Origin of the sequence: Pseudarthrobacter sp. NIBRBAC000502772 (genome assembly GCF_006517235.1) — a bacterium.
GTDB lineage: Bacteria > Actinomycetota > Actinomycetes > Actinomycetales > Micrococcaceae > Arthrobacter.
The window spans coordinates 1,891,916-1,912,222 of sequence record NZ_CP041188.1 but is presented as its reverse complement, the minus strand read 5'-3'; the positions used below and the strand labels follow the sequence as shown (position 1 = coordinate 1,912,222).

General features: G+C 66.3%; 17 protein-coding genes. 11 read left to right on the top strand and 6 right to left on the bottom strand.

What is annotated here, in order from left to right:
• Positions 1-16 precede the first annotated feature (16 nt).
• The 4 genes from NIBR502772_RS08945 to NIBR502772_RS08930 form a co-directional block, all read right to left on the bottom strand.
• A complete protein-coding gene (locus tag NIBR502772_RS08945) occupies positions 17-1,141 on the bottom strand; it encodes an adenylate/guanylate cyclase domain-containing protein (RefSeq protein WP_141139924.1) in 1,125 nt (374 codons plus the stop codon).
• A complete protein-coding gene (locus NIBR502772_RS08940) occupies positions 1,131-1,730 on the bottom strand; it encodes a PH domain-containing protein (RefSeq protein WP_141139923.1) in 600 nt (199 codons plus the stop codon). The genes NIBR502772_RS08945 and NIBR502772_RS08940 overlap by 11 nt, the downstream gene beginning before the upstream one ends.
• Positions 1,723-2,631, bottom strand: a complete 909-nt coding sequence (locus NIBR502772_RS08935; protein ID WP_141139922.1) for a biotin--[acetyl-CoA-carboxylase] ligase — start codon at positions 2,629-2,631, stop codon at positions 1,723-1,725. The genes NIBR502772_RS08940 and NIBR502772_RS08935 overlap by 8 nt, the downstream gene beginning before the upstream one ends.
• 68 nt (positions 2,632-2,699) lie before the next feature.
• Complete coding sequence (locus tag NIBR502772_RS08930) at positions 2,700-3,587, bottom strand: NAD(P)-dependent oxidoreductase (protein ID WP_141139921.1); 888 nt, start codon at positions 3,585-3,587, stop codon at positions 2,700-2,702.
• 235 nt (positions 3,588-3,822) lie between these two features.
• Between NIBR502772_RS08930 and NIBR502772_RS08925 the strand changes: the two genes are divergently transcribed.
• The 4 genes from NIBR502772_RS08925 to NIBR502772_RS08910 all read left to right on the top strand — a co-directional run bounded on the left by NIBR502772_RS08925 (position 3,823) and on the right by NIBR502772_RS08910 (position 9,012).
• Positions 3,823-5,406, top strand: a complete 1,584-nt coding sequence (locus tag NIBR502772_RS08925) for an acyl-CoA carboxylase subunit beta (protein WP_141139920.1) — start codon at positions 3,823-3,825, stop codon at positions 5,404-5,406.
• Entirely contained in the window at positions 5,403-5,666 is a 264-nt protein-coding gene (locus NIBR502772_RS08920; RefSeq protein ID WP_371706826.1) for an acyl-CoA carboxylase subunit epsilon, read from the top strand. The genes NIBR502772_RS08925 and NIBR502772_RS08920 overlap by 4 nt, the downstream gene beginning before the upstream one ends.
• Positions 5,667-5,675: 9 nt before the next feature.
• Positions 5,676-7,361, top strand: coding sequence for a DUF885 domain-containing protein (locus NIBR502772_RS08915; RefSeq protein WP_141139919.1), 1,686 nt, complete (start codon positions 5,676-5,678; stop codon positions 7,359-7,361).
• A gap of 187 nt (positions 7,362-7,548) precedes the next feature.
• The gene (locus NIBR502772_RS08910; protein ID WP_141139918.1) at positions 7,549-9,012 is read left to right on the top strand and encodes a dicarboxylate/amino acid:cation symporter; all 1,464 of its coding nucleotides are present in this window, start codon (positions 7,549-7,551) and stop codon (positions 9,010-9,012) included.
• A 95-nt stretch (positions 9,013-9,107) separates the two neighbouring features.
• Here NIBR502772_RS08910 and NIBR502772_RS08905 read toward each other — a convergent pair whose 3' ends face one another.
• Entirely contained in the window at positions 9,108-9,677 is a 570-nt protein-coding gene (locus tag NIBR502772_RS08905; protein ID WP_141139917.1) for a hypothetical protein, read from the bottom strand.
• A 160-nt stretch (positions 9,678-9,837) separates the two neighbouring features.
• Between NIBR502772_RS08905 and NIBR502772_RS08900 the strand changes: the two genes are divergently transcribed.
• From NIBR502772_RS08900 to NIBR502772_RS08875, 6 genes are all read left to right on the top strand, one after another.
• The gene (locus NIBR502772_RS08900; RefSeq protein WP_141139916.1) at positions 9,838-10,527 is read left to right on the top strand and encodes a TetR/AcrR family transcriptional regulator; all 690 of its coding nucleotides are present in this window, start codon (positions 9,838-9,840) and stop codon (positions 10,525-10,527) included.
• Position 10,528: 1 nt separating this feature from the next.
• On the top strand, positions 10,529-13,054 hold the full coding sequence (locus tag NIBR502772_RS08895) for an MMPL family transporter (RefSeq protein WP_141139915.1): 2,526 nt from the start codon (positions 10,529-10,531) through the stop codon (positions 13,052-13,054).
• Between the two features lie 9 nt (positions 13,055-13,063).
• Positions 13,064-13,750, top strand: a complete 687-nt coding sequence (locus NIBR502772_RS08890; protein ID WP_141139914.1) for a nucleoside triphosphate pyrophosphatase — start codon at positions 13,064-13,066, stop codon at positions 13,748-13,750.
• Positions 13,751-13,879: 129 nt separating this feature from the next.
• Positions 13,880-15,694 carry a biotin carboxylase N-terminal domain-containing protein gene (locus NIBR502772_RS08885; RefSeq protein ID WP_141139913.1) on the top strand — a complete coding sequence of 605 codons (1,815 nt, stop codon included), beginning with the start codon at positions 13,880-13,882 and terminating at the stop codon, positions 15,692-15,694.
• Positions 15,695-15,713: 19 nt separating this feature from the next.
• Positions 15,714-16,154 (top strand): nuclear transport factor 2 family protein, encoded by a 441-nt coding sequence (locus tag NIBR502772_RS08880; RefSeq protein ID WP_141139912.1) that lies wholly within the window; start codon positions 15,714-15,716, stop codon positions 16,152-16,154.
• A 102-nt stretch (positions 16,155-16,256) separates the two neighbouring features.
• The gene (locus tag NIBR502772_RS08875) at positions 16,257-16,988 is read left to right on the top strand and encodes a glutamine amidotransferase (protein WP_141139911.1); all 732 of its coding nucleotides are present in this window, start codon (positions 16,257-16,259) and stop codon (positions 16,986-16,988) included.
• Between the two features lie 162 nt (positions 16,989-17,150).
• Here the strand turns inward: NIBR502772_RS08875 and NIBR502772_RS08870 are convergent, their stop codons facing one another.
• The gene (locus NIBR502772_RS08870) at positions 17,151-18,563 is read right to left on the bottom strand and encodes an MFS transporter (protein WP_141139910.1); all 1,413 of its coding nucleotides are present in this window, start codon (positions 18,561-18,563) and stop codon (positions 17,151-17,153) included.
• A 270-nt stretch (positions 18,564-18,833) separates the two neighbouring features.
• Between NIBR502772_RS08870 and NIBR502772_RS08865 the strand changes: the two genes are divergently transcribed.
• On the top strand, positions 18,834-20,306 hold the full coding sequence (locus NIBR502772_RS08865) for an MFS transporter (RefSeq protein WP_141139909.1): 1,473 nt from the start codon (positions 18,834-18,836) through the stop codon (positions 20,304-20,306).
• The last annotated feature ends 1 nt before the right edge of the window (position 20,307 follow it).

The window sequence follows — 20,307 nt, the reverse complement described above, 5'->3', positions numbered from 1 at the left end:
GCGGGGGTCTAGCGCACTAGTCGAGGACCAGGCCTTTTCCTTGTCCGCGTGCCAGGAGCACGGGATGGATTTCGCCGAACCCGCGGACATTTTCAGCAGGCTGCGGAACGAGAATGAAGCGCTTGTCCTGGTCCAGCGCGGACGCGGTCATGGAGTCGATCAGGACCGTTCCCGGATCCGCCAACGTGGTGAGCCGGGCGGCGAGGTTGACCGTGGGTCCGTAGATGTCCCCCAGCCGGGACAGTATCCTGCCCCAGACCATCGCCACCCGAGCTTCCGGCAGGATCTCGTCTTCGGTGAACGCCTGTGCCAGGGCCAGCGAGATCTCGGCTCCGGCAGCCGGAGTTTCCGCGATATACAGGACTTCGTCGCCTACCGTCTTGACCAGCCGCCCGCCGCCAACGGAAATGATCTCGGCGCATTTGTTCTCAAAGCGCTGGACCAGCCGGGCGAGGGTCTTTTCATTCATCCGGCGGGAGAGACTCGTATACGAAACCAGGTCAGCAAAGCCGACGGCACGGGCCAGCGGCAGCGGGGCGTCGTCTTCATCGCCGTCGCGGCCTTCTTCGCTGGCCTGCAGGCCGGCCTCGGCGCGTACGGCCAGGCGTTGCACGCCGGCATTGAGCTGCCGCCGCCACGAATAGACCAGCATCTCCTCCAGGGCGTCCAGCAGGGAGGGCAGTTCCTTCACCAGCCGCTTGCGGGCCACAGCGTCCGTGACGCCCTGCTCGTGGACCATGTCCTCCACCAGGGCCTCGATCTGCCAGACCACCATGCGGTCCGTCATCTGTCCGATGGACCGGGTCACGGAGATGGCGGCTTCTTCGGTCAGCACCCCGGTGCGGACCAGATCAACCACGGTGGACAGCGCAGCCTGATCCCGTTCGGTGAAGGCGACGTCTTCGTCGCCGAAGTTCGGGAAGCCGAGGGCACGCCACAGCTTCCGGGCAGAAAGGAGGGACAGCCCTGCACCGGCGGCCACCTCACGGCGCCGCAGCTTCCGTTCGCCGCCCAGCAGCCGGGCCTCGAGAGCCTTGGCAGCCACCCGTTCCGGAGAGAGTGTGCCTGTCGCCGGGTGGGCGGTTTCGGGCACGGCGGGAGCCGGCAGGTCCGCTTCGTCCCGCTGGTCCTCATCGTTCATCGTCTCCACCTTCTCTCAACTCCCACGGCAACGCTGCGTCTGTGTAATCCGATATCTCATCAGTCCCCGGGTCCCCGCCCGGAGGCAGTTCGTCAATCGCATCCAGCACGAAGTCCCGGAACCGCACTGCTTCCGGGACGTCCTGGATGTTCACCACGCCCTGGTACCCGGTTTCCAAGGATATATTCCCGGAGCGCAATATGCGCTGCAGCACCGACTGGTGGACCGTCACGTTGCGGATCGACGCGAGGTTGACCTGCTCGTCCCGGCGCCGCATCATGCCGTAGCGGGCAACAATCCGCCGGCTCGTGAGGATGTACCGGGTTGCCTGCCACCGCAGCAGCCGAGGCAGGCAATATGCCAACCATATCCACGCAGCGGCCAAGACGCATGCCAGGACGATCCAGGGTGTCCAGTCAGCGGAAGCCACCGGCACCAGCCGGGTAGCCTCGCCCCGCACGGTCCAGGCACTGGCAAAAGCTGCAGCGGCCGGTGCGGCAATGAAGGCTGCGGCCGGGCCGGCCAGCTTCCTCGGCTGCGGGCGGGTCATCGTAATAACCTGCTCGCCCGGCACGAGGCCTTTACGCATAGCCGCTTTCAGCGCCCTGGCCTGGCGGGGTCCACGGGCGCAGGTGGACCACGTCGCCGGCGGTGACCACATGCTCGCGGCGGTCCTTGTCCACCACCAGCAGTGAGCCGTACTCGTCCAGCCTCGAAGCGTGCCCGATGATCTCGTGGTCACCGGGCAGCTGCGCGCGCACTTGCTTGCCCAGCGTCGCCATGGCGGACTCCACCCGTTTGTGGAGCGAAGGGCCGCCGGCAATCCCGGCGGCGGGGTCGCCGTCGGCATTGCAGAAGCTGCGGTAGAGCACGGCGAAATGGGCGAGGTAGCTCTTGAGCAGCACGGTCCGATCGACAGTCAGCGGTTCTTCCAGGGCAACCGACGTCGCTGTGGGCACAGGGAGTTCCGACGCGGTCAAAGTCACGTTCAGGCCGGTCCCCAAAATGACCGGAGGAACAGAGCCGTCCCCCATGGGCCCCAACTGGGCCAGGATCCCGGCGATCTTGCGGCCACGGACCAGGACGTCATTGGGCCACTTGAGCTCGGCCGGAAGGCCCGCGGTCTCAAGAAGCGTCTGCCGCAGCGCCAGCGCGCCCAGCAGTGACAGCCACGAATACGTGTGCGTGGGCAGGGGCCTGCCTTCGGCATTGGCGGGCCGCAGGACCAGGGACACCGACACGGAGCTCAGCGGCGGCGCTTCCCACCGCCGGTCCAGGCGTCCGCGGGCAGCGGTCTGGTACTCGGCCGTCAGCACCGACAGGTCCGGCCACTCCTTTGGCTCAACCGTCACCGAGCGCAGGAGGTCCGCGTTGGTGGAACCGGTGGAGTCCACCACCACCACCTTGGCGATGCCTGTGGCCGCCAGGAAATCCTGGTCCGCCAAGGCTCCACGATCCAACGGATTTCCTGGGGTGTGTGAGTCATCCATGGTTGAATCCTATCGACTCAGGCGCCGCCGCTGGCTGTTCCCACAGCCACATGACTGGAACCCGCGGCTCAGAGGAATATGTCCGGAACCAGGCGATCCTCCGCGGCCCCGAGGCTGTACGGACGGAAGTCGGTGACACCCGCCGCGCGGAGCACCTGTTCGTCCGTGTAGAAGTTTCCGCTGGGTGCACCGGCGCCGGCCAGGTTGCCGCCGGTCAGGACGGCGTGGGCTGCGTCGGCCATGATCTGTGGTCCGCGCGCGGCCTGGACGATCTCCTGGCCGCCGGGCATGTTCCGGATGGCAGCGGTATCGATGAGGGTGCACGGCCAGAGCGAGTTGACATTGATTCCGTCGGCCTTGAGTTCTTCGGCAAGGCCCAGCGTGGTGAGGCTCATCCCGTATTTGGCCATGGTGTAGGCCAGGTGCCTGCCTGCCCAGTGGGGGTCAAGGTTCAATGGCGGCGACAGCGTCAGGATGTGTGCGTGGGCCGATTTGCGCAGGGCGGGCAGTGACAGCTTGGACAGCAGGAACGTGCCGCGGACATTGATGTCCTGCATCAGGTCGTAGCGTTTCATGTCCACCTCGTCGGTGGTGGAGAGATCGATCGCGGATGCATTGTTGAGCACGATGTCGATCCCGCCGAAGCGTTCGACGGAGGCCGCCACGGCTCCTGCGACGTCTTCGTCGCTGCGCACATCACCGACGATTGCCAGGGCGTGGCCCCCGGCGGCCTCCACCTGCTCGGCGGCGCTGAAGACGGTGCCTGCCAGCTTGGCGTGGGGCTGGCCGGTCTTGGCCATCAGGACAATATTGGCACCGTCCTGTGCCGCCCGGGTGGCAATGGCCAGCCCGATGCCGCGGCTGCCGCCTGACATCAGAATGGTGCGTCCCCGAAGGGACCCGGTGGCCTGGTAGGGCCCTGCGGCAATGGACCGTGCGTCGTTGCTGGAAGTCATGGCTCCACTGTAGCCGAGGTATGTTACTGGCGGGTAACATAGGGCTGACCGCTGGAAAGTGCGGAAAATTGTAGGTTTTCTACAGTCGTCCCACGCAGATGCGTCATTAGACTAGCCAGCAGGGTTCGTCTTTTGTGTGGAATCTACTTAAATCCCGCACCTGACCTGCCAGATACCACCGCACGCAGCACCACATTGTTACAGCACCAATCTGCTACAGAGCCGGAGACACTTGATGAGCCACGATCTGACAACGACAGCGGGGAAGATCGCCGATTTCCGCGACCGCCAGGCCCGTGCAGAACAACCCTCCGGCCCCGAAGCCATCGAGAAGCAGCACGCCCGCGGCAAGAACACCGCCCGCGAGCGCGTGGACCTGCTGCTGGACGAAGGTTCGTTTGTGGAGCTTGACGCGCTGGCGGTGCACCGCTCCACCGCCTTCGGTATGGAAAAGAAGAAGCCGCTCGGCGACGGGCTGGTCTCGGGCTACGGCACCGTGGACGGGCGTCCGGTAGCCGTCTACAGCCAGGACTTCTCGGTCTACGGCGGATCGTTGAGCCAGGTCAACGGCGAGAAAATCGTCAAGGTCCAGGAATTCGCCCTGCGCAACGGCTGCCCCGTAGTGGGCATCCTCGACGGCGGCGGTGCCCGCATCCAGGAAGGCGTGGCCTCCCTGGCCATGTTTGCCGACATCTTCCGCAATAACGTCCACGCTTCCGGCGTCGTCCCGCAGATCTCGCTCATCATGGGACCGTCCGCCGGCGGCGCGGCCTACTCCCCCGCCCTCACGGACTACGTGGTGATGGTGGACAAGACCTCGCACATGTTCATCACGGGACCGGACGTCATCAAGACCGTCACGGGCGAAGACGTGGACATGGAAACCCTCGGCGGCGCGCGCCAGCACAATGCCAACACGGGCACGTCCACGTACCTCGCCTCCGACGAAGCCGATGCCATCGAGTTCGTCCGCGAGCTGCTGGATTTCCTGCCGTCCAACAACCTCGCCGAGGCCCCGGTGCTGGAGCACCAGCAGGAGCTGGAGATCAACGACGACGACCTCGCCCTGGACACGCTGGTCCCCGATTCTGCCAACCAGCCTTACGACATGCGCACAGTCATCGAGCAGATCGTTGACGACGCACATTTCCTGGAGATGCAGTCCCTTTACGCCCCCAACGTCATCATCGGCTACGGCCGGGTTGAGGGACACACTGTGGGGATCGTGGCCAACCAGCCGCTGCAGTTCGCCGGCACGCTGGACATTGCGGCCTCTGAGAAGGCCGCCCGCTTCGTCCGGAACTGCGATGCGTTCAACGTCCCCATCATCACCCTGGTGGATGTGCCCGGCTTCCTGCCCGGCAAGGACCAGGAGTTCCAGGGCATCATCCGCCGCGGCGCCAAGCTGCTGTACGCCTACGCCGAAGCCACCGTCCCAAAGCTGACGGTCATCACCCGCAAGGCTTACGGCGGCGCGTACATCGTGATGGGCTCCAAGAAGCTCGGCGCGGACCTGAACCTGGCGTGGCCCACGGCGCAGATCGGCGTGATGGGTGCCCAGGGCGCCGTCAACATCCTGTACCGCCGCGACCTGGCCGCCGTTGCCGAGGCCGGCGGGGACGTTGAGGCCCGGCGCGCCGAGGTCATCCGCCAGTACGAAGAAGAGTTACTGAACCCCTACCAGGCCGCCCAGCTGGGCTACGTGGACGCGGTCATCGCACCGTCCGATACCCGCGGCCAGATCATCAGGGGCCTCCGCGCCCTCCGCGACAAGCGGGCGAGCCTGCCCACCAAGAAGCACGGGAACATCCCGCTGTGATCGCGAAAGATCCGCTGGTCGGAGCCCCGCTGGTTGAGCTTACCGAAACCAATGCGCCCGCCGACGTCCCCGTGTTTTCCGTGGTCAAAGGGCAACCGTCGGCCGAGGAACTCGCGGCGCTGACCGCCGTCGTGCTTTCCCTGGGCAGCGTGGACGCCGTGGCCGACGGAAAGCCCACCGCCCGCGACTGGGTGCGCCGCCAGCAGCTGCGGCTCGCCCCGACGCCGGGTCCCGGCGCCTGGAGGCGGAGCCGGGGTTAGGCTCGTGGGGTGACTACCGAAGCCGCCCCCGCCGCCCGTCCGCACTCCGCCATCGATGCCGTGGCGGATGACTATACCGACACGCTTATCCGCCTGAACCCGGCGCTTGCCACCACGCTGGGGCTGCCGGGGCACGAGACCGAGTACCCGGATTACTCCCCCGCCGGCATCGCCGGCTTTGCAGCGGAAGCCCGAAAGACCCTTGCTGCGCTGGACGGCCTGACGCCGCAGGACGACGTTGACGCCGTCACCCTCGACGCGATGCGGGAACGGCTGGGCCTCCAGCTGGAAATCCACGAGTCCGGCTGGGACGTGGCGGAGCTGAACAACATCGCCTCCCCCGCACAGGACATCCGGGCCATTTTCGACCTGATGCCCACAGACACCGCTGAGCACTGGGAACACATCGCCGGCCGCGCGCTGAACGTCGGGGGCGCCCTCCGCGGCTACACCGAATCACTGCGCCAGGCCCGGGACGCGGGCAAGGTCGCGGCCGAACGCCAGGTCTCAATCGTCATCGAGCAGACCGCCAAATACGCCGCCGAAGACGGCTTCTTCGCCAAGCTCGCCGCCGGGGCCCGGACTGCGGACGGTCCCCTGCCGGGCGAAACGCAGGGAAAGCTCGACGCCAGTGCTGCCGCCGCCCGGGGTGCCTACCGGGAGCTCGGGGAGTTCCTCCGCACGGAACTGCTGCCTGCCGCCCCGCAGCAGGACGCCGTCGGCCGGGAACGCTACGCACTGGCCTCGCGCTCCTTCCTGGGCGCCGCCGTCGACCTCGAAGAAACCTATGCATGGGGAGTCCAGGAACTGGACCGGCTCATCGCCGAGCAGGAAAAAGTCGCGTCCACCATCAAGCAAGGGGCCAGCATCGAGGAGGCCAAGGACGTCCTCAACAACGACCCTGCCTGCCAACTCAAGGGCACGGAGGCCCTCAAGGCGTGGATGCAGGAACTCTCGGACAAGGCCGTTGCCGAGCTTGCGGGCGTGCACTTCGACATCCCGGACGTGATGAAGAAGCTCGAATGCCTCATCGCCCCGACCGACGAGGGCGGCATCTACTACACAGGCCCCTCGGATGACTTCAGCCGACCCGGCCGGATGTGGTGGTCGGTTCCCGCCGGCGAAGACACCTTCACCACCTGGGCCGAAACCACCACGGTCTTCCATGAAGGCGTCCCCGGCCACCACCTGCAGGTAGCCACCGCCACCTACCGGCGGGAACTCCTGAACAAGTGGCGGCGGAACATCTGCTGGACCTCCGGCCACGGCGAGGGCTGGGCCCTATACGCCGAAAAGCTTATGCAGGAACTCGGCTACCTGGCCGATCCCGGCGACCACATGGGCATGCTGGACATGCAGCGGATGCGGGCGGCCCGCGTGGTGTTCGACATCGGCGTCCACCTGGAACTGGAGATCCCCGAACGCTGGGGCAGCGGAACATGGACCCCGGAGGCGGGCTACGACTTCCTCAAGGAGAACCTGCCCATCAGCGAAGGCCAGCTCAAATTCGAATTCACCCGCTACCTCGGCTGGCCCGGCCAGGCCCCGTCCTACAAAGTGGGACAGCGCCTCTGGGAACAGATCCGGGCCGACCTCGAAACCCGGCCCGGCTTCGACCTCAAGGCCTTCCACACACGAGCGCTGAACATCGGCTCCGTAGGCCTCGATACCCTCCGCCGGGCGCTGCTCTCGTAGGTCTCTCGTGGCCTGTCGAAATCCCCTCCGCGCGAGACGTTTGCCACATCAGGGGTGGGAATAACTTCACAATTGCCTTGATTGGCGCCGGATTTGCGGGGATTGTGCGCCGCCAGGACTCGGGGGCGGCGTAACATTTCTCAACATCTGTTCGCCGTGCTAAGAAACCCGGGCCTAGCGTGTTCTGGTGAGCACTCAAACCCGCACCCCCGAATCCGCAGGAAAAACCGGCTTCCAGCTGCCCAAGTGGGCCGGCTCGTTCGGTTTCCAGATCATCGCCGCCCTCATTGTGGGCCTGGGCCTCGGCCTGCTGGCCAAGTACACGGGCAGCACCAAGGAGGCCCCCAACGGCCTCGGCGCCACGTTGCAGACCATCGGCTCCAGCTACGTTTCACTGCTGCAGACCGCGGTGGTTCCGCTGATCTTCACCGCCGTGGTGAGCTCGATCTCGAACCTGCGCCAAGTCTCCAACGCCGCCAAGCTGGCCTGGAACACCCTGTTGTGGTTCGCCATCACGTCCCTGATCGCCGTCGTGATCGGCATCGGCCTCGGCGTGCTCCTGCAGCCCGGCGCCAACACCGGCATCACACAGGAGGCCAAGTACGCCGGCAAGTCCGGTGACTGGTGGTCCTTCCTGATCGGGCTGTTCCCCAAGAACTTCCTCGGCCTCGGTGCCAGCTCCACCGTGACTGAAAGCGCCACCGCGGCCACAACAGTCAGCACCTCCATCAGCTTCAACGTGCTCCAGATCCTGGTGATTGCCATCGCCGTCGGCGTCGCCGCCCTCAAGGTCGGCAAGGCTGCCGAGCCGTTCCTGAACCTCAACGCTTCGGCGCTGGCCGTCATCCAGAAGGTCCTCTGGTGGATCATCCGCATCGCCCCGCTCGGCACCGTGGGCCTGATCGGCAACGCCGCGGCCGTGTACGGCTGGGACACCATCGGCGCGCTCGGCAAGTTCACCTTCGCCATCTACGTGGGCCTGGCCCTGGTGCTGTTTGTGGTTTACCCGACGCTGATCCGCTCGCACGGCCTGTCCGTGAAGCAGTACTTCTCCGGCGTATGGCCCGCCGTGCAGCTCGCGTTTGTGTCCCGCTCCTCGATCGGAACCCTGCCGCTGACCCAGCGCGTCACCGAGCGCAGCCTGGGCGTTCCCCGCGCCTACGCTTCCTTCGCCGTACCGCTGGGCGCCACCACGAAAATGGACGGCTGCGCGGCGATCTACCCCGCGATCTCCGCCATCTTTGTGGCCCAGTTCTTCGGCGTCCAGCTGGAAGCCAGCCACTACCTGCTCATCGCCCTCGTCTCGGTCCTCGGTTCCGCCGCAACGGCCGGCACCACCGGCGCAGTCGTAATGCTCACCCTGACTCTCTCCACGCTGGGGCTGCCCCTGGCCGGCGTCGGACTCCTGCTGGCGATCGATCCCATCCTGGACATGGGCCGCACCGCGGTCAACGTCGCGGGCCAGGCACTGGTCCCCACCATCGTGGCCAAACGGCAGGGCATGCTCGACGAGGCGCTCTACAACGCACCCCGCAACGGCACTCCGTTTGTGGACGACGACGCCGACTCCTCCGCCGCGGATCCTTCCGCCATCGCAGGAGGTACTGACTCTCCGGAAGCCGGACGCGAACTGGCCGACGCAAAGGCCTGACCCACAGCTCGAACAGCAAACAGGAGAAGTCCCCGGGAAGTGCTCCCGGGGACTTCTCCTTTTCTGTGCCGGGATTCGCTCAGCCCGGCCTCTTGTTAGCGGCCGCCACCTCCGATGACTCCATTCTGGACCGCCTTGGTCACGGCGTCGGCCTCGGCCTGGGTCAGCTTGCCGTCGGTGACGGCCTGGTCCAGGCGCGTCTTCAGAGCCGCGGCGCGATCTGCCTGTTCGGCGGTGCGCAGCTCTTCAAGCGCAGCCGTGACCTTGGCCTCGTCGATGCCGAGCGTCGCCGCGAGGGACTTCGCGAGTTCGGCCTGCTTCGCGGCGGGGTCCGGCCTGGTTCCTTCAGCCGGCGGGGTGGTTGGCTTGTTGGCGTCACGGAATGCCTTCAGCGCGTCCGTCACCTTGGCCTCGTCCACCCCGAGCTTGGTAGCCAGTGCCGCGGCGTCCACGCCGCGGAACCCGCCGTGGCCATGGCCACCCCGCATGCCCTTCCCTTCAGCTGGGGCAGTGCCGGTGCTCCCGTCGGCTGAGGCGCTTGAGCTGGCGCTGGGGGTGGGCGTCGGCGTCGTGGTTGCGGACGCCATGCCGGCGACGCCGATCCCGGCGCCAAGGGCCAGCGCGGTGGCCGTGAGGCCAAGGGCAATTCTCTTTGTGCGTACCATTCTTGTCTCCTGGATCTGCCGTCCGGTGACGGCTGGTGAAGATGTCCCAGGCGGGACACTTCCAGTCTTCGGCGGCAGGTTCAGGCTCAGCTGTCGGGAACCTTTCATCTTCCTGTGAATCAACTTGCGCGGCGTGCAAACTTGCACGTAGTGTAATTTCATGCCCGAACTTCTCTCGCGCCGTGAGCTGAACAAAGCCGCCACCCGCCAGGCCATCACCGATGCGGCTTTGGCCCTGCTGCGCGCCCACGGACCCGGGAATTTCACGGTGGAAGACATCGCCGAATCTGCCGGGATCTCGCGGCGCACCTTCTTCAACTACTTCAGCAGCACCGAGGCCGCGCTGGCCTCCATGACGCACGGGTTCCTGGACATCGCCCTTCAGCAGTTCCGGCAGCGGCCCGCCGACGAGCCCATCCTCGAATCGGCGCGCGCGGCCCTGATGCAGCTGGCCGACCCCATGACGGTGGCGCCCCTGGCTGAACTCTTCACCCTCACCCAGGACAACGCAGTCCTGTCCCGGTCCGAACTTGAGGCGTGGGACCACTGCACCGAAGAGATCATCACCGCGGCCCGGGAGCGCTTCGCCGGAACCCCGGGCGCCGTCGTCGATGAACTGTACCTGCGCGCCCTCGCAGGCTCCGTCATCTCCTGCGGGAAGGCGGCCATGGACGTATGGTTCGCCCGATGCGGCGCCGATCTCTCCCCCGCATCGCTCGCTGTCCTGCGGCAACTGCTCATTGACGCCATGGGCCACCTCGGCTCCGGCTTCGGCGGCCCCGTTCCGGCGGCCAGCCCCTCCGCGACGTCCACAACCGCCACCACCCACCTCAACAGAGAACGGCTCTGACATGGCCCTGCTGCTCTACCGCCTCGGCAAGTTTTCCTACCGCCACCGCTGGCTGGTCATTTCGCTCTGGCTCGCGGCGCTCGTGGCCGTCGGCGGCTCCGCCGCGGCCTTCCACGGCACACTGTCCAACAACTTCCAGATTCCGGGCACCGAGACGCAGCGGATCGCGGACAAGCTGAAGCAGGAACTGCCGGCAGCGTCGGGCGGCTCTGCCACGATCGTCTTTGAAGCCCCGGAAGGCGGCTTTACTGACGGCAGCCGCGCCGCCGTCACGGCTGCCCTGACCAAGCTTGGTGACCTGCCTGACGTCAAGGCCACGGTGGATCCGTTCGCCACGCAGGCCCAGCTGGACCAGGCCGGGCAGGCCACCGCCGACGGCGAGCAGCAGCTTGCCGCGGGCAAGGCCCGCCTGGATGCCTCACGTGCCGAGCTCGACGCCGGGACAGCGCAGCTGAACGGCGCGGAGCAGCAGCTCGCCGCCGGCGGCGCCACCCCGACCATGATCGAGGCCCGGCTCGGAGCACAGAAGGCCGCCCTGGCACAGGGCCAGGCCCAGCTCGACGCCGGCACACAGGAATGGGAGGCCGCCAAGGCCAAGCTCGATCTGGGCAAGCGGCAGGCGGAGGCATCCGGCGGGATCCGCTTCGTCTCGGCGGACGGCCAGGCTGCCGTGGCCCAGGTGCAGTTCAACACCTCCATCAACGCCCTCACCCCGGCGGTGCGCCAGCAGGTGCAGGACATCGCGCATGAGACTTCGTCCGTAGGCGTGACGGCGCTGGCCAGCAAGGAAATCACCGAAGACATTTCAGAACTCTTCGGCACGGCCGAAATCATCGGCATCGGGGTGGCGGCCCTGGTCCTGATCCTGATGCTCGGCACGCTCATCGCCGCAGGCCTGCCGCTGCTGATGGCCGTCATCGGCGTTGGCGTCGGGGTGGGCATCACGTTCGCCCTGTCCGGCGCCTTCGAGATGAGCTCCATCTCCCCCATGCTCGCGCTGATGCTTGGCCTCGCCGTGGGCATTGACTACTCCCTGTTCATCGTCAACCGGCATCGGACCCAGTTGCTCGCGGGCATGGATCCCGAGGAATCCGTGGCCCGTGCCACCGGAACGTCCGGCAACGCCGTGCTTTTTGCCGGCCTGACGGTCATCATTGCCCTGGCCGCCCTGGTGGTGCCCGGGTTGCCGTTCCTGAGCGTGATGGGCCTGGCAGCGGCAGGCACCGTCGCGGTGGCCGTCATGGTGGCGCTCACCCTGACCCCGGCCCTGCTGTCCCTGATCGGCCGGCGCATCATTTCCCGGCGGGCCTGGGCCAAGGCCGAGGCCCACAATGCCGAGGCCGGCCACGAGGTTGCCGACCAGGCCAAGGATGAGGAAAAGAGCACCCGGGGCTGGGGCGGACTCGTTACCAGGCACCCCGTCGTCGCGCTTGTCGCCGGCGTACTCCTGCTGGGAACGCTGGCCCTGCCCGCCGCGCAGCTCCAGTTGGCACTGCCCGACGGCGGCTCCGAACCGGTGGACTCCGAGGCCTTCCAGGCCTATGACATCACGGCCCGCAGCTTCGGCGAAGGCGTCACCGGCCCCATTGTGGTGGTGGGCGAGTTCCCGGCGGGTCTTGACGAAGCCCGGGCCCAGGAACTGCAGTATGACGTCGCGGACCTGATCCGGGGCGTGGACAACGTGGTGGCAACAGTGCCCGTGGCACTGAGTGAAGACCGCCGCACCGCGGTATTCCAGGTCATCCCGGAAGAGGGGCCCGCCAAGGCCGGCACGGTGCAGGTGGTGGGTGAACTCCGCGAACGCGGCTCCCGGATCCAGGCCGAAACAGGCGTCACCATCGGGCTGACCGGGCAGACCGCTGGCAACATCGACGTCTCCACAAAACTCGGTGACGCCCTGCCGCCGTACCTGGCGATCGTCGTCGGGCTTTCCCTTATCCTGCTGCTGCTGGTATTCCGCTCCATTGTGGTTCCCCTCCTGGCAACCGGCGGTTTCCTGCTGTCCCTGGCCGCCGCGTTCGGCCTGGTGGTGGCCGTCTACCAGTGGGGCTGGCTGGGTGGCGTGTTCGACGTCGCCAATCCCGGCGCTGTCCTGAGCTTCCTGCCGATCATCCTGATCGGTGTGCTGTTCGGCCTGGCGATGGACTACCAGGTATTCATCGCGTCCGGCATGCGTGAGTCCTATATGCATGGCGCCCCGGCCAAAAAGGCCGTACGCATCGGCTTCAGCCATGCCGGCGCCGTGGTGACCGCCGCCGCGATCATTATGGTCAGCGTGTTCGCCGGCTTCATCTTCAGCCACCTGACCATGGTCCGGCCGCTGGGCTTCGCCATGGCCTTCGGTGTGCTGCTGGACGCGTTTGTGGTCCGCATGACCATCGTGCCGGCCGTGATGTACCTGCTGGGCGAAAAGACCTGGTGGCTGCCCAAGTGGCTGGACCGGATCCTGCCGGACGTGGACGTGGAGGGCGCCCGGCTGGAACGCCGCGAAAACGAGCCGCAGAAGCTGACCGAGCCCGTCCACTAGGCTTAAACGGTGACCCGCCTCATCCTCGCCTCCCAGTCCCCCGCCCGCACCAAGCTCCTGGCCGACGCCGGTATCCGGCACTCCGTGCTGGTCTCCGACGTGGACGAGGACGCGGTCCAGGCGCGCTACGGCGTCACGGATCCGCACGATACCGCGCTGCTGCTGGCCCGCGCCAAGGCCGAGGCGGTAGCCGCGTTGCCGGAAGCGGAGGGCGCGCTGGTCATTGGCTGCGACTCCGTCTTCGAGTTCGACGGCGAGGCGCACGGCAAACCGTACACGGCCGCCGTCGCCCGCGAACGGATGCTGCGGATGAGCGGCAACAGCGGTGTCCTGCACACCGGGCACTGGCTGGTGGACTGCCGCGCGACGGCAGCCGATGAAGAGCCTGCCAGGATAGGCACCGACGCAGCGGCCGACGGCGGCAGCACGGCACCGGGATCCGGCGCCACGCTCGGGGCGGTCGCCTCCGCCGAGGTCCACTTCACGGAGATGGATCCGGAAGAGATCGACGCGTACATCGCCACGGGCGAACCGCTGCACTGCGCCGGCTCGTTTACGATCGACGGCCTGGGCGGGGCGTTCATCCGGAAGGTGGACGGGGACCCGCACGCCGTCGTCGGGCTGTCAGTCTCCACGCTGCGCGGTCTCCTCGGGTATGCCAACGTACGCATCACCGACCTGTGGTCCGCCGAATAATTGCGGCGATTTTCCGACCAATTGTAGGTTCCCTACAAAGCCGCGCCCGTTTACACGCGGAAACCGCAAGTAATATCGGCGGAACCCACAAAATCGCGCTAGGCTCCCTGAAGGAAAGAAGGAGACGCCTTGTCAGCAAATTTGGAGCAGTCCGCTAGTCCCGTGCAGTCGAACCTCACCAAGGTGCTGATCGCAAACCGAGGCGAAATCGCAGTGCGCATCATCCGCGCGGCACGCGACGAGGGCATTGCCTCCGTGGCTGTCTATGCCGATCCGGACCGCGACGCGCTCCATGCCAGGCTGGCCGACGAGGCCTACTCCCTCGGTGGCAACACCGCCGCGGAGTCCTACCTGGTGATGGACAAGATCATTGACGTGGCCCGCCAGTCCGGTGCCGACGGCATCCATCCCGGTTACGGCTTCCTCGCCGAAAACGCCGAGTTTGCCGCCAAGGTCATCGCGGCCGGCATCACCTGGATCGGCCCGTCCCCCGAGGCCATCTCGGCCCTCGGCGACAAGGTGCAGGCCCGCCACATCGCGGAGAAAGTGGGCGCACCCCAGGTCCCCGGCACCGCCGATCCTGTGCAGTCCGCCGAGGAAATCCTCGAGTTCGTGGACAAGTTCGGCCTGCCAGTGGCCATTAAGGCAGCCTTCGGCGGCGGCGGCCGCGGCATCAAGGTGGCCCGCACCCGCGAAGAAATCCCGGAGCTCTTCGAGTCTGCCGTCCGTGAGGCCACTGCAGCCTTCGGCCGCGGCGAGTGCTTCATCGAACGCTTCCTGGACGCCCCGCGCCACGTCGAAACGCAGTGCCTCGCGGACGCCCACGGCAACGTCGTTGTCATCTCCACGCGTGACTGCTCGCTGCAGCGCCGCAACCAGAAGCTCGTTGAAGAAGCACCTGCCCCGTTCCTCACCGAAGAGCAGAACCGCCGCCTCTATGAATCCTCCAAGGCGATCCTGAAGGAAGCCGGTTACCTCGGCGCCGGAACCTGCGAGTTCCTGGTGGGCCAGGACGGCACCATCTCCTTCCTCGAGGTCAACACCCGCCTCCAGGTGGAGCACTGCGTCTCCGAAGAGGTCACGGGTATCGACCTGGTCCGCGAACAGTTCCGGCTGGCGCGCGGCGAGGAGCTCGGCTACGGCGACCCCGAGGTCCGTGGCCACTCCTTCGAATTCCGCATCACCGGCGAGGACCCGGGCCGCAACTTCATGCCCGCCCCCGGCACCATCACCACCCTGAAGAACCCCACAGGCCCCGGCATCCGGATCGATTCCGGCGTGGAGGAGGGCGATGTCATCAGCGGCAACTTCGACTCGATGCTCTCCAAGCTGATCGTCACCGGCGCCACCCGGGCCCAGGCCCTGCAGCGTTCGCGGCGCGCCCTGGAGGAAATGGTAGTAGGGGGCATCCCCACTGTTATCCCGTTCGACCTCGCCGTTGTTTCGGACCCCGCCTTTGCGCCCGCGGAAGGGCCTTTCAGCATCCACACCCGCTGGATTGAAACCGAATTCGTCAACAACATTCCCGCCTGGACACCGGACGGAACCGCTGAAGCCAGTGGCGACGCCGGTGAACGCCAGCGCGTGGTGGTTGAAGTGGGGGGCAAGCGCCTCGAGGTTGTCCTGCCGGCCTCCCTTGGTTCGATCGGGGCGGGTTCGGCCGCCGGCGCGAAGTCCAACAAGTCCAAGAAACGCCTCCGTTCAGGCGGAGCGGCTGCGGCCGCCGGGGGCGACGCGCTGACCTCCCCAATGCAGGGCACCATCGTCAAGGTTGCCGTGGCCAACGGCGACGTTGTGTCCGAGGGTGACCTGGTGGTGGTTCTCGAAGCGATGAAGATGGAACAGCCCCTGACCGCGCACCGTTCCGGCATCATCATCGGACTCAGCGCAGTGGCCGGTGCGACGGTTTCGGCCGGCGCCGTCATCGCCACGATCGAAGACTAGACCCTGCCGGAGGCACCCCATGCTCGCACCCAGTTTTGAAGAAGAAGTAGACCGCTACCACCTGGCGGTTCCGGAAATCACCCGCGGGAATCCCGGTGCCGTCAAGGACCTGTATTCCAGGCTCGACGACGTCACGCTGGCCAACCCGTTCGGCGGCATCGCACGTGGCTGGGCCCAGGTGGAGGCCCGGCTGGACCAGGCGTCCCGGCAGTTCCAGGACGGCGAGATGCTGGGGTTCGACACCATCACGTCCTACACCGCACGCGACACGGCCTACCTGGTGGAAACGGAACACTTCCGTGCCCGGCTGGAGAGCGCCGCAGCGCCAGAGGAATTCGCGCTCCGTGTGACCAGCATCTTCCGGCGCGAAGAAGGCTACTGGAAGCTGGTCCACCGCCACGCAGACCCGGCCGCGCAGCCGCAGTCCCGGCGATCCTTCGCGCAGCCTGCCAACCACTGACAGCAGTTCGTGCCTTCGGCGCCGGGGCTATGCTCCGGCGCCAACCGCAGGCTGGCGCTGCGTCCTCTGGCGTTGAGCTGGGGCGGAAGGCACACTTAGCGTGTGAAGCCTTTCCTCCTCCTTGCCTCCCGAGCTGAAGACGCCGCCGCCGAGGAAGAGTATGAGGCGTACCTGACGTATGGCGGGCTGACCCCTTCGCAGCTGAGGCGTGTCCGGCTTGAGGCCGCTCCCCTGCCGCAACTGGACCTGAACGATTACTCAGCGGTGATTGTGGGCGGCAGTCCCTTCACGTCCAGCGATCCGGCAGACCACAAGAGCGAAACCCAGCACCGGGTGGAGCGGGAACTGGCCGGGCTGCTGGACCGGATCGTGGCCCAGGACTTTCCGTTCCTGGGCGCGTGCTACGGGGTGGGGACTCTGGGCAGGCACCAGGGCGCCGTGATCGACAGGACCTTCGGCGAACAGCTGGGCGGGGTGGAAATCGAGCTGACGGAGGCCGGGCTCGCGGATCCGCTCCTGCACGGGATGCCACGGCGTTTCACCGCCTTCACCGGGCATAAGGAGGCTTGCACCAGATTGCCCTCCCACGCGGTGCTGCTGGCATCCTCCCAGGCCTGCCCCGTCCACATGTTCCGCATCAAACAGAACCTGTACGCCACACAGTTCCACCCGGAACTGGACGCGGAGGGCCTGGTCACACGGATCGACATCTACCGCCACGCCGGCTACTTCCCACCGGAATCCGCCGAGGAACTCATGGCGGACGCGCGGACGTACACCGCCACCGAGCCCATGAAGATCCTCCGCAACTTCGTGGACCGCTACGCCAACTGAGCCTGCGGACGGGTGGCGAGCGCCGCCGTCGTTCGTTCCTCTGTGTCTTGCGCAGGTGCGCCTGCCCCGCACACAGAAATGCCCGGCGCGCTCCCCGCAATAACGGGGAACACGCCGGGCATTTCTGTCAGCAACCGGGCTGGAACGCCCGACGGCGGGGCGTCAGGCTACGTTGTTCTCGTAGTCCAGGTCGCGGGTTTCCTTGCTCACGAACAGCGCAATCAGCGTTAGCACCGACATCGCGGTCAGGTAGACACCCACCAGGACCGGGCTGCCGTCGGCCAGCTCCCAGAGCGCGACGGCGATGAACGGAGCCACGGCAGCACCCAGGATGCTGGACACGTTGTAGCTGACGGCGGATCCCGTGTAGCGCACATTGGTGGGGAACAGTTCCGGCAGCAGCGCACCCATGGGGCCGAACGTGAGGCCCATCAGGGAGAAGCCGATGACCAGCAGGGCCATAGTGCCCACGAAGCCGCCGCTGAACAGCGGGACGAACAGGAGGCCGAAGACGAAGATGCCACCCGTGACGGCCAGCAGCATCTTGCGGCGGCCGTACTTCTCCGCCAGCGGTCCGGAAACCAGGGTGAAGATGCCGAAGAAGACAACGCCGGCAATCAGCATCCAGAGGAAGTCGTTGCGGGTGAAGCCCAGGCCGGGAACAAACGCTGCCGCGGCGGCCTCGGACATCGGTTTGCCGGCCTTCTCGGCGGCAGCCTTGGCGGCATCCAGGGTGGACGCGCGGGTGCCGTAGGTCAGAGTGAACGTGGTCATCAGGTAGAAGAGCACGTAGGTGGCGAGCATGATGAACGTGCCCAGGATGAGCGGACGCCAGCTGGTCTTGAAGACCCGGGCCAGGGGCAGCTTGGCCACCTCATTGGATTCGAGGACCTTGGTGAAGGCAGGCGTTTCGATCAGCTTGAGGCGGACGTACAGGCCGATGATCACCATGACCGCGCTGAGCAGGAACGGCACGCGCCAGCCCCAGGCCAGGAAGTCGGCCGGCGTCAGCGCGTAACTGGCCACCAGGAAGATCACGTTGGCGATGATGAAGCCGATGGGCGCGCCCAGCTGCGGGAACGTGCCGTAGATGGCGCGCTTGTTGGCCGGAGCGTTCTCGGTGGCCAGCAGGGCCGCGCCGCTCCATTCGCCGCCAAGGGCCAGGCCCTGGGCGAAGCGCATGACCACCAGCAGTGCCGGGGCCCAGAATTGCCAGCCCGGGACAAGCGCCGTGGGCAGGCAGCCGATCAGGAACGTGGCGATGCCCATGGTCAGCAGCGAGGCCACCAGGGTGCCCTTGCGGCCGAACTTGTCGCCGAAGTGGCCAAAGACGATGGATCCCAGCGGGCGGGCCACGAAGGCCACCCCGAAGACAGCGAAGGAGCTGAGCAGCTGGGTGGTCTCGTTCTGGTTGGGGAAGAACAGTGACGGGAAGACCAGTACGGCGGCGGTGGCGTAGACGTAGAAATCGTAGAACTCAACGGTGGTGCCGATCAGGCTGGCCACAATCACGCGGCCGCGTGAGTTCACCGCCTTGGGGGATCCTTGCTCCGCGGTGGTTTGCGTAGATGACATATGAACACTTTCCTGAGAACCGGCCGGGCCTGGTGAGACCCGGCGCGCAGTAGTTAGAGTTCGATACTAGTTCCAGCCGTCCAGTCAATGGACAAAAGGTCCACCATATGGACTAGTGGCACATGTCTCATCCTTCGGTCCTTAACTCTCCTCACGTCGCCCGTCGGTTGCCGATAGGCAAATGTCACAGCGCGTTAACAAACGGCGACTGTCCGTGAAACGCGCGTTCTCTACCGTGGAAGAACAACATCCCCCAAGAGGAGGTCCACCGTGACTGTTGACCGCAGCGCAGATGCCGGCACCGGCAATTCCGTAGATATAGACACCGACCCGCTGCACGGAGGCGTGTCCTCATCCGCCAGCGCACAGCCCTCCACCGGCACAACCGACGCCCCCGCCCTTGAATTCCGTCCCGGCCGCTGGATCGCCAACTGGAACGCCGAGAACAAAGAGCAGTGGGAGTCCGCCGGCCGGGCCATCGCCCGCCGCAACCTGAACTGGTCCATCTTCGCCGAGTTCCTCGGCTTTGTGGTCTGGCAGCTCTGGTCCATCGTGGTGGTCCAGCTCCCGGCAGCCGGCTTCACATTCACCACCTCGGAAATCTTCTGGCTGATCTCGATGCCCAGCCTGGTAGGCGCCACGCTCCGCATCCCCTACACCTTTATGATTCCCCGCTTCGGCGGCAGGAACTGGACCATCGTGTCCGCGCTCCTCCTCCTGATTCCCTCCGTCGGCCTGGGACTCTGCGTCTCCAACCCGGAAACCCCGTTCGGTGTCATGCTGTTCGTGGCAGCTCTTGCAGGCTTCGGCGGCGGCAACTTCGCCAGCTCCATGGCCAACATCACGTTCTTCTACCCGGCACGCGAGAAGGGCTGGGCCCTGGGCCTGAACGCCGCCGGCGGCAACATGGGTGCAGCCGTTGCACAGCTCGCCGTCCCGATTGTGATCACCTTGGTGGCCGTCGGCAGCGTCAACCTGCCCATGGCCGGCTGGATGTGGATCCCCTTCATCCTGATCGCCGCCTTCGGTGCCTGGAAGTACATGGACAACCTCACCAGCGCCAAGGGTGATGTGGCCGGTTCGGTCGCAGCACTGAAGGAACCGCACCTGTGGATCATGGCACTGCTGTACATCGGCACCTTCGGTTCGTTCATCGGCTTCGCAGGCGTGTTCCCCAAGCTCATCAAGGACTACTTCCCGGCGTTCTCCTCCATCGGAGTCGGCACCGTGGCACTCTCGCTGGCCTTCCTCGGCCCGCTAGTCGGTTCACTGGCCCGCCCCTACGGCGGACGCATGGCTGACCGTATGGGCGGGGCACGGATGACCGTGGCAGCATTCGCCGCCATGGCCGTCATCACCCTGACCATGATCTGGACCCTGCCGCTGAAGAACTTCTGGCTGTTCCTGGTCCTCTTCCTGATGCTCTTCACCGCCAGCGGCTTCGGCAACGGCGCAACCTACCGGATGATCCCCATCATCTTCGCCACGTCCAGCCGGGCAGCGATGTCCGGTGCCAGCACGGTCCAAACCCAGCGGCTCGCGTCCTCGGCCCTCGGCCTCATCTCGGCCATCGGTGCCTACGGCGGCTTCGTTATCCCGCAGGTGCTGAACGCCTCCAACACGGCCAGCGGGTCCTACACCCCGGCCTTCTACGGTTTTGTCGGAGCCTACGTAGTAATGCTGGCGGTCTGCTGGTTCTTCTACATCCGCAACGCCAACCGAAATGCGATGGGACACGTCTAAC

What these genes read in the sequence shown, in the direction of transcription:
- NIBR502772_RS08925 (WP_141139920.1), top strand. Translation starts at nt 3,823, where the DNA reads ATGAGCCACGATCTGACAACGACAGCGGGGAAGATCGCCGATTTCCGC.
- NIBR502772_RS08940 (WP_141139923.1), bottom strand. Translation starts at nt 1,730, where the DNA reads ATGCGTAAAGGCCTCGTGCCGGGCGAGCAGGTTATTACGATGACCCGC.
- NIBR502772_RS08930 (WP_141139921.1), bottom strand. Translation starts at nt 3,587, where the DNA reads ATGACTTCCAGCAACGACGCACGGTCCATTGCCGCAGGGCCCTACCAG.
- NIBR502772_RS08935 (WP_141139922.1), bottom strand. Translation starts at nt 2,631, where the DNA reads ATGGATGACTCACACACCCCAGGAAATCCGTTGGATCGTGGAGCCTTG.
- NIBR502772_RS08905 (WP_141139917.1), bottom strand. Translation starts at nt 9,677, where the DNA reads ATGGTACGCACAAAGAGAATTGCCCTTGGCCTCACGGCCACCGCGCTG.
- NIBR502772_RS08895 (WP_141139915.1), top strand. Translation starts at nt 10,529, where the DNA reads ATGGCCCTGCTGCTCTACCGCCTCGGCAAGTTTTCCTACCGCCACCGC.
- NIBR502772_RS08900 (WP_141139916.1), top strand. Translation starts at nt 9,838, where the DNA reads ATGCCCGAACTTCTCTCGCGCCGTGAGCTGAACAAAGCCGCCACCCGC.
- NIBR502772_RS08945 (WP_141139924.1), bottom strand. Translation starts at nt 1,141, where the DNA reads ATGAACGATGAGGACCAGCGGGACGAAGCGGACCTGCCGGCTCCCGCC.
- NIBR502772_RS08880 (WP_141139912.1), top strand. Translation starts at nt 15,714, where the DNA reads ATGCTCGCACCCAGTTTTGAAGAAGAAGTAGACCGCTACCACCTGGCG.
- NIBR502772_RS08870 (WP_141139910.1), bottom strand. Translation starts at nt 18,563, where the DNA reads ATGTCATCTACGCAAACCACCGCGGAGCAAGGATCCCCCAAGGCGGTG.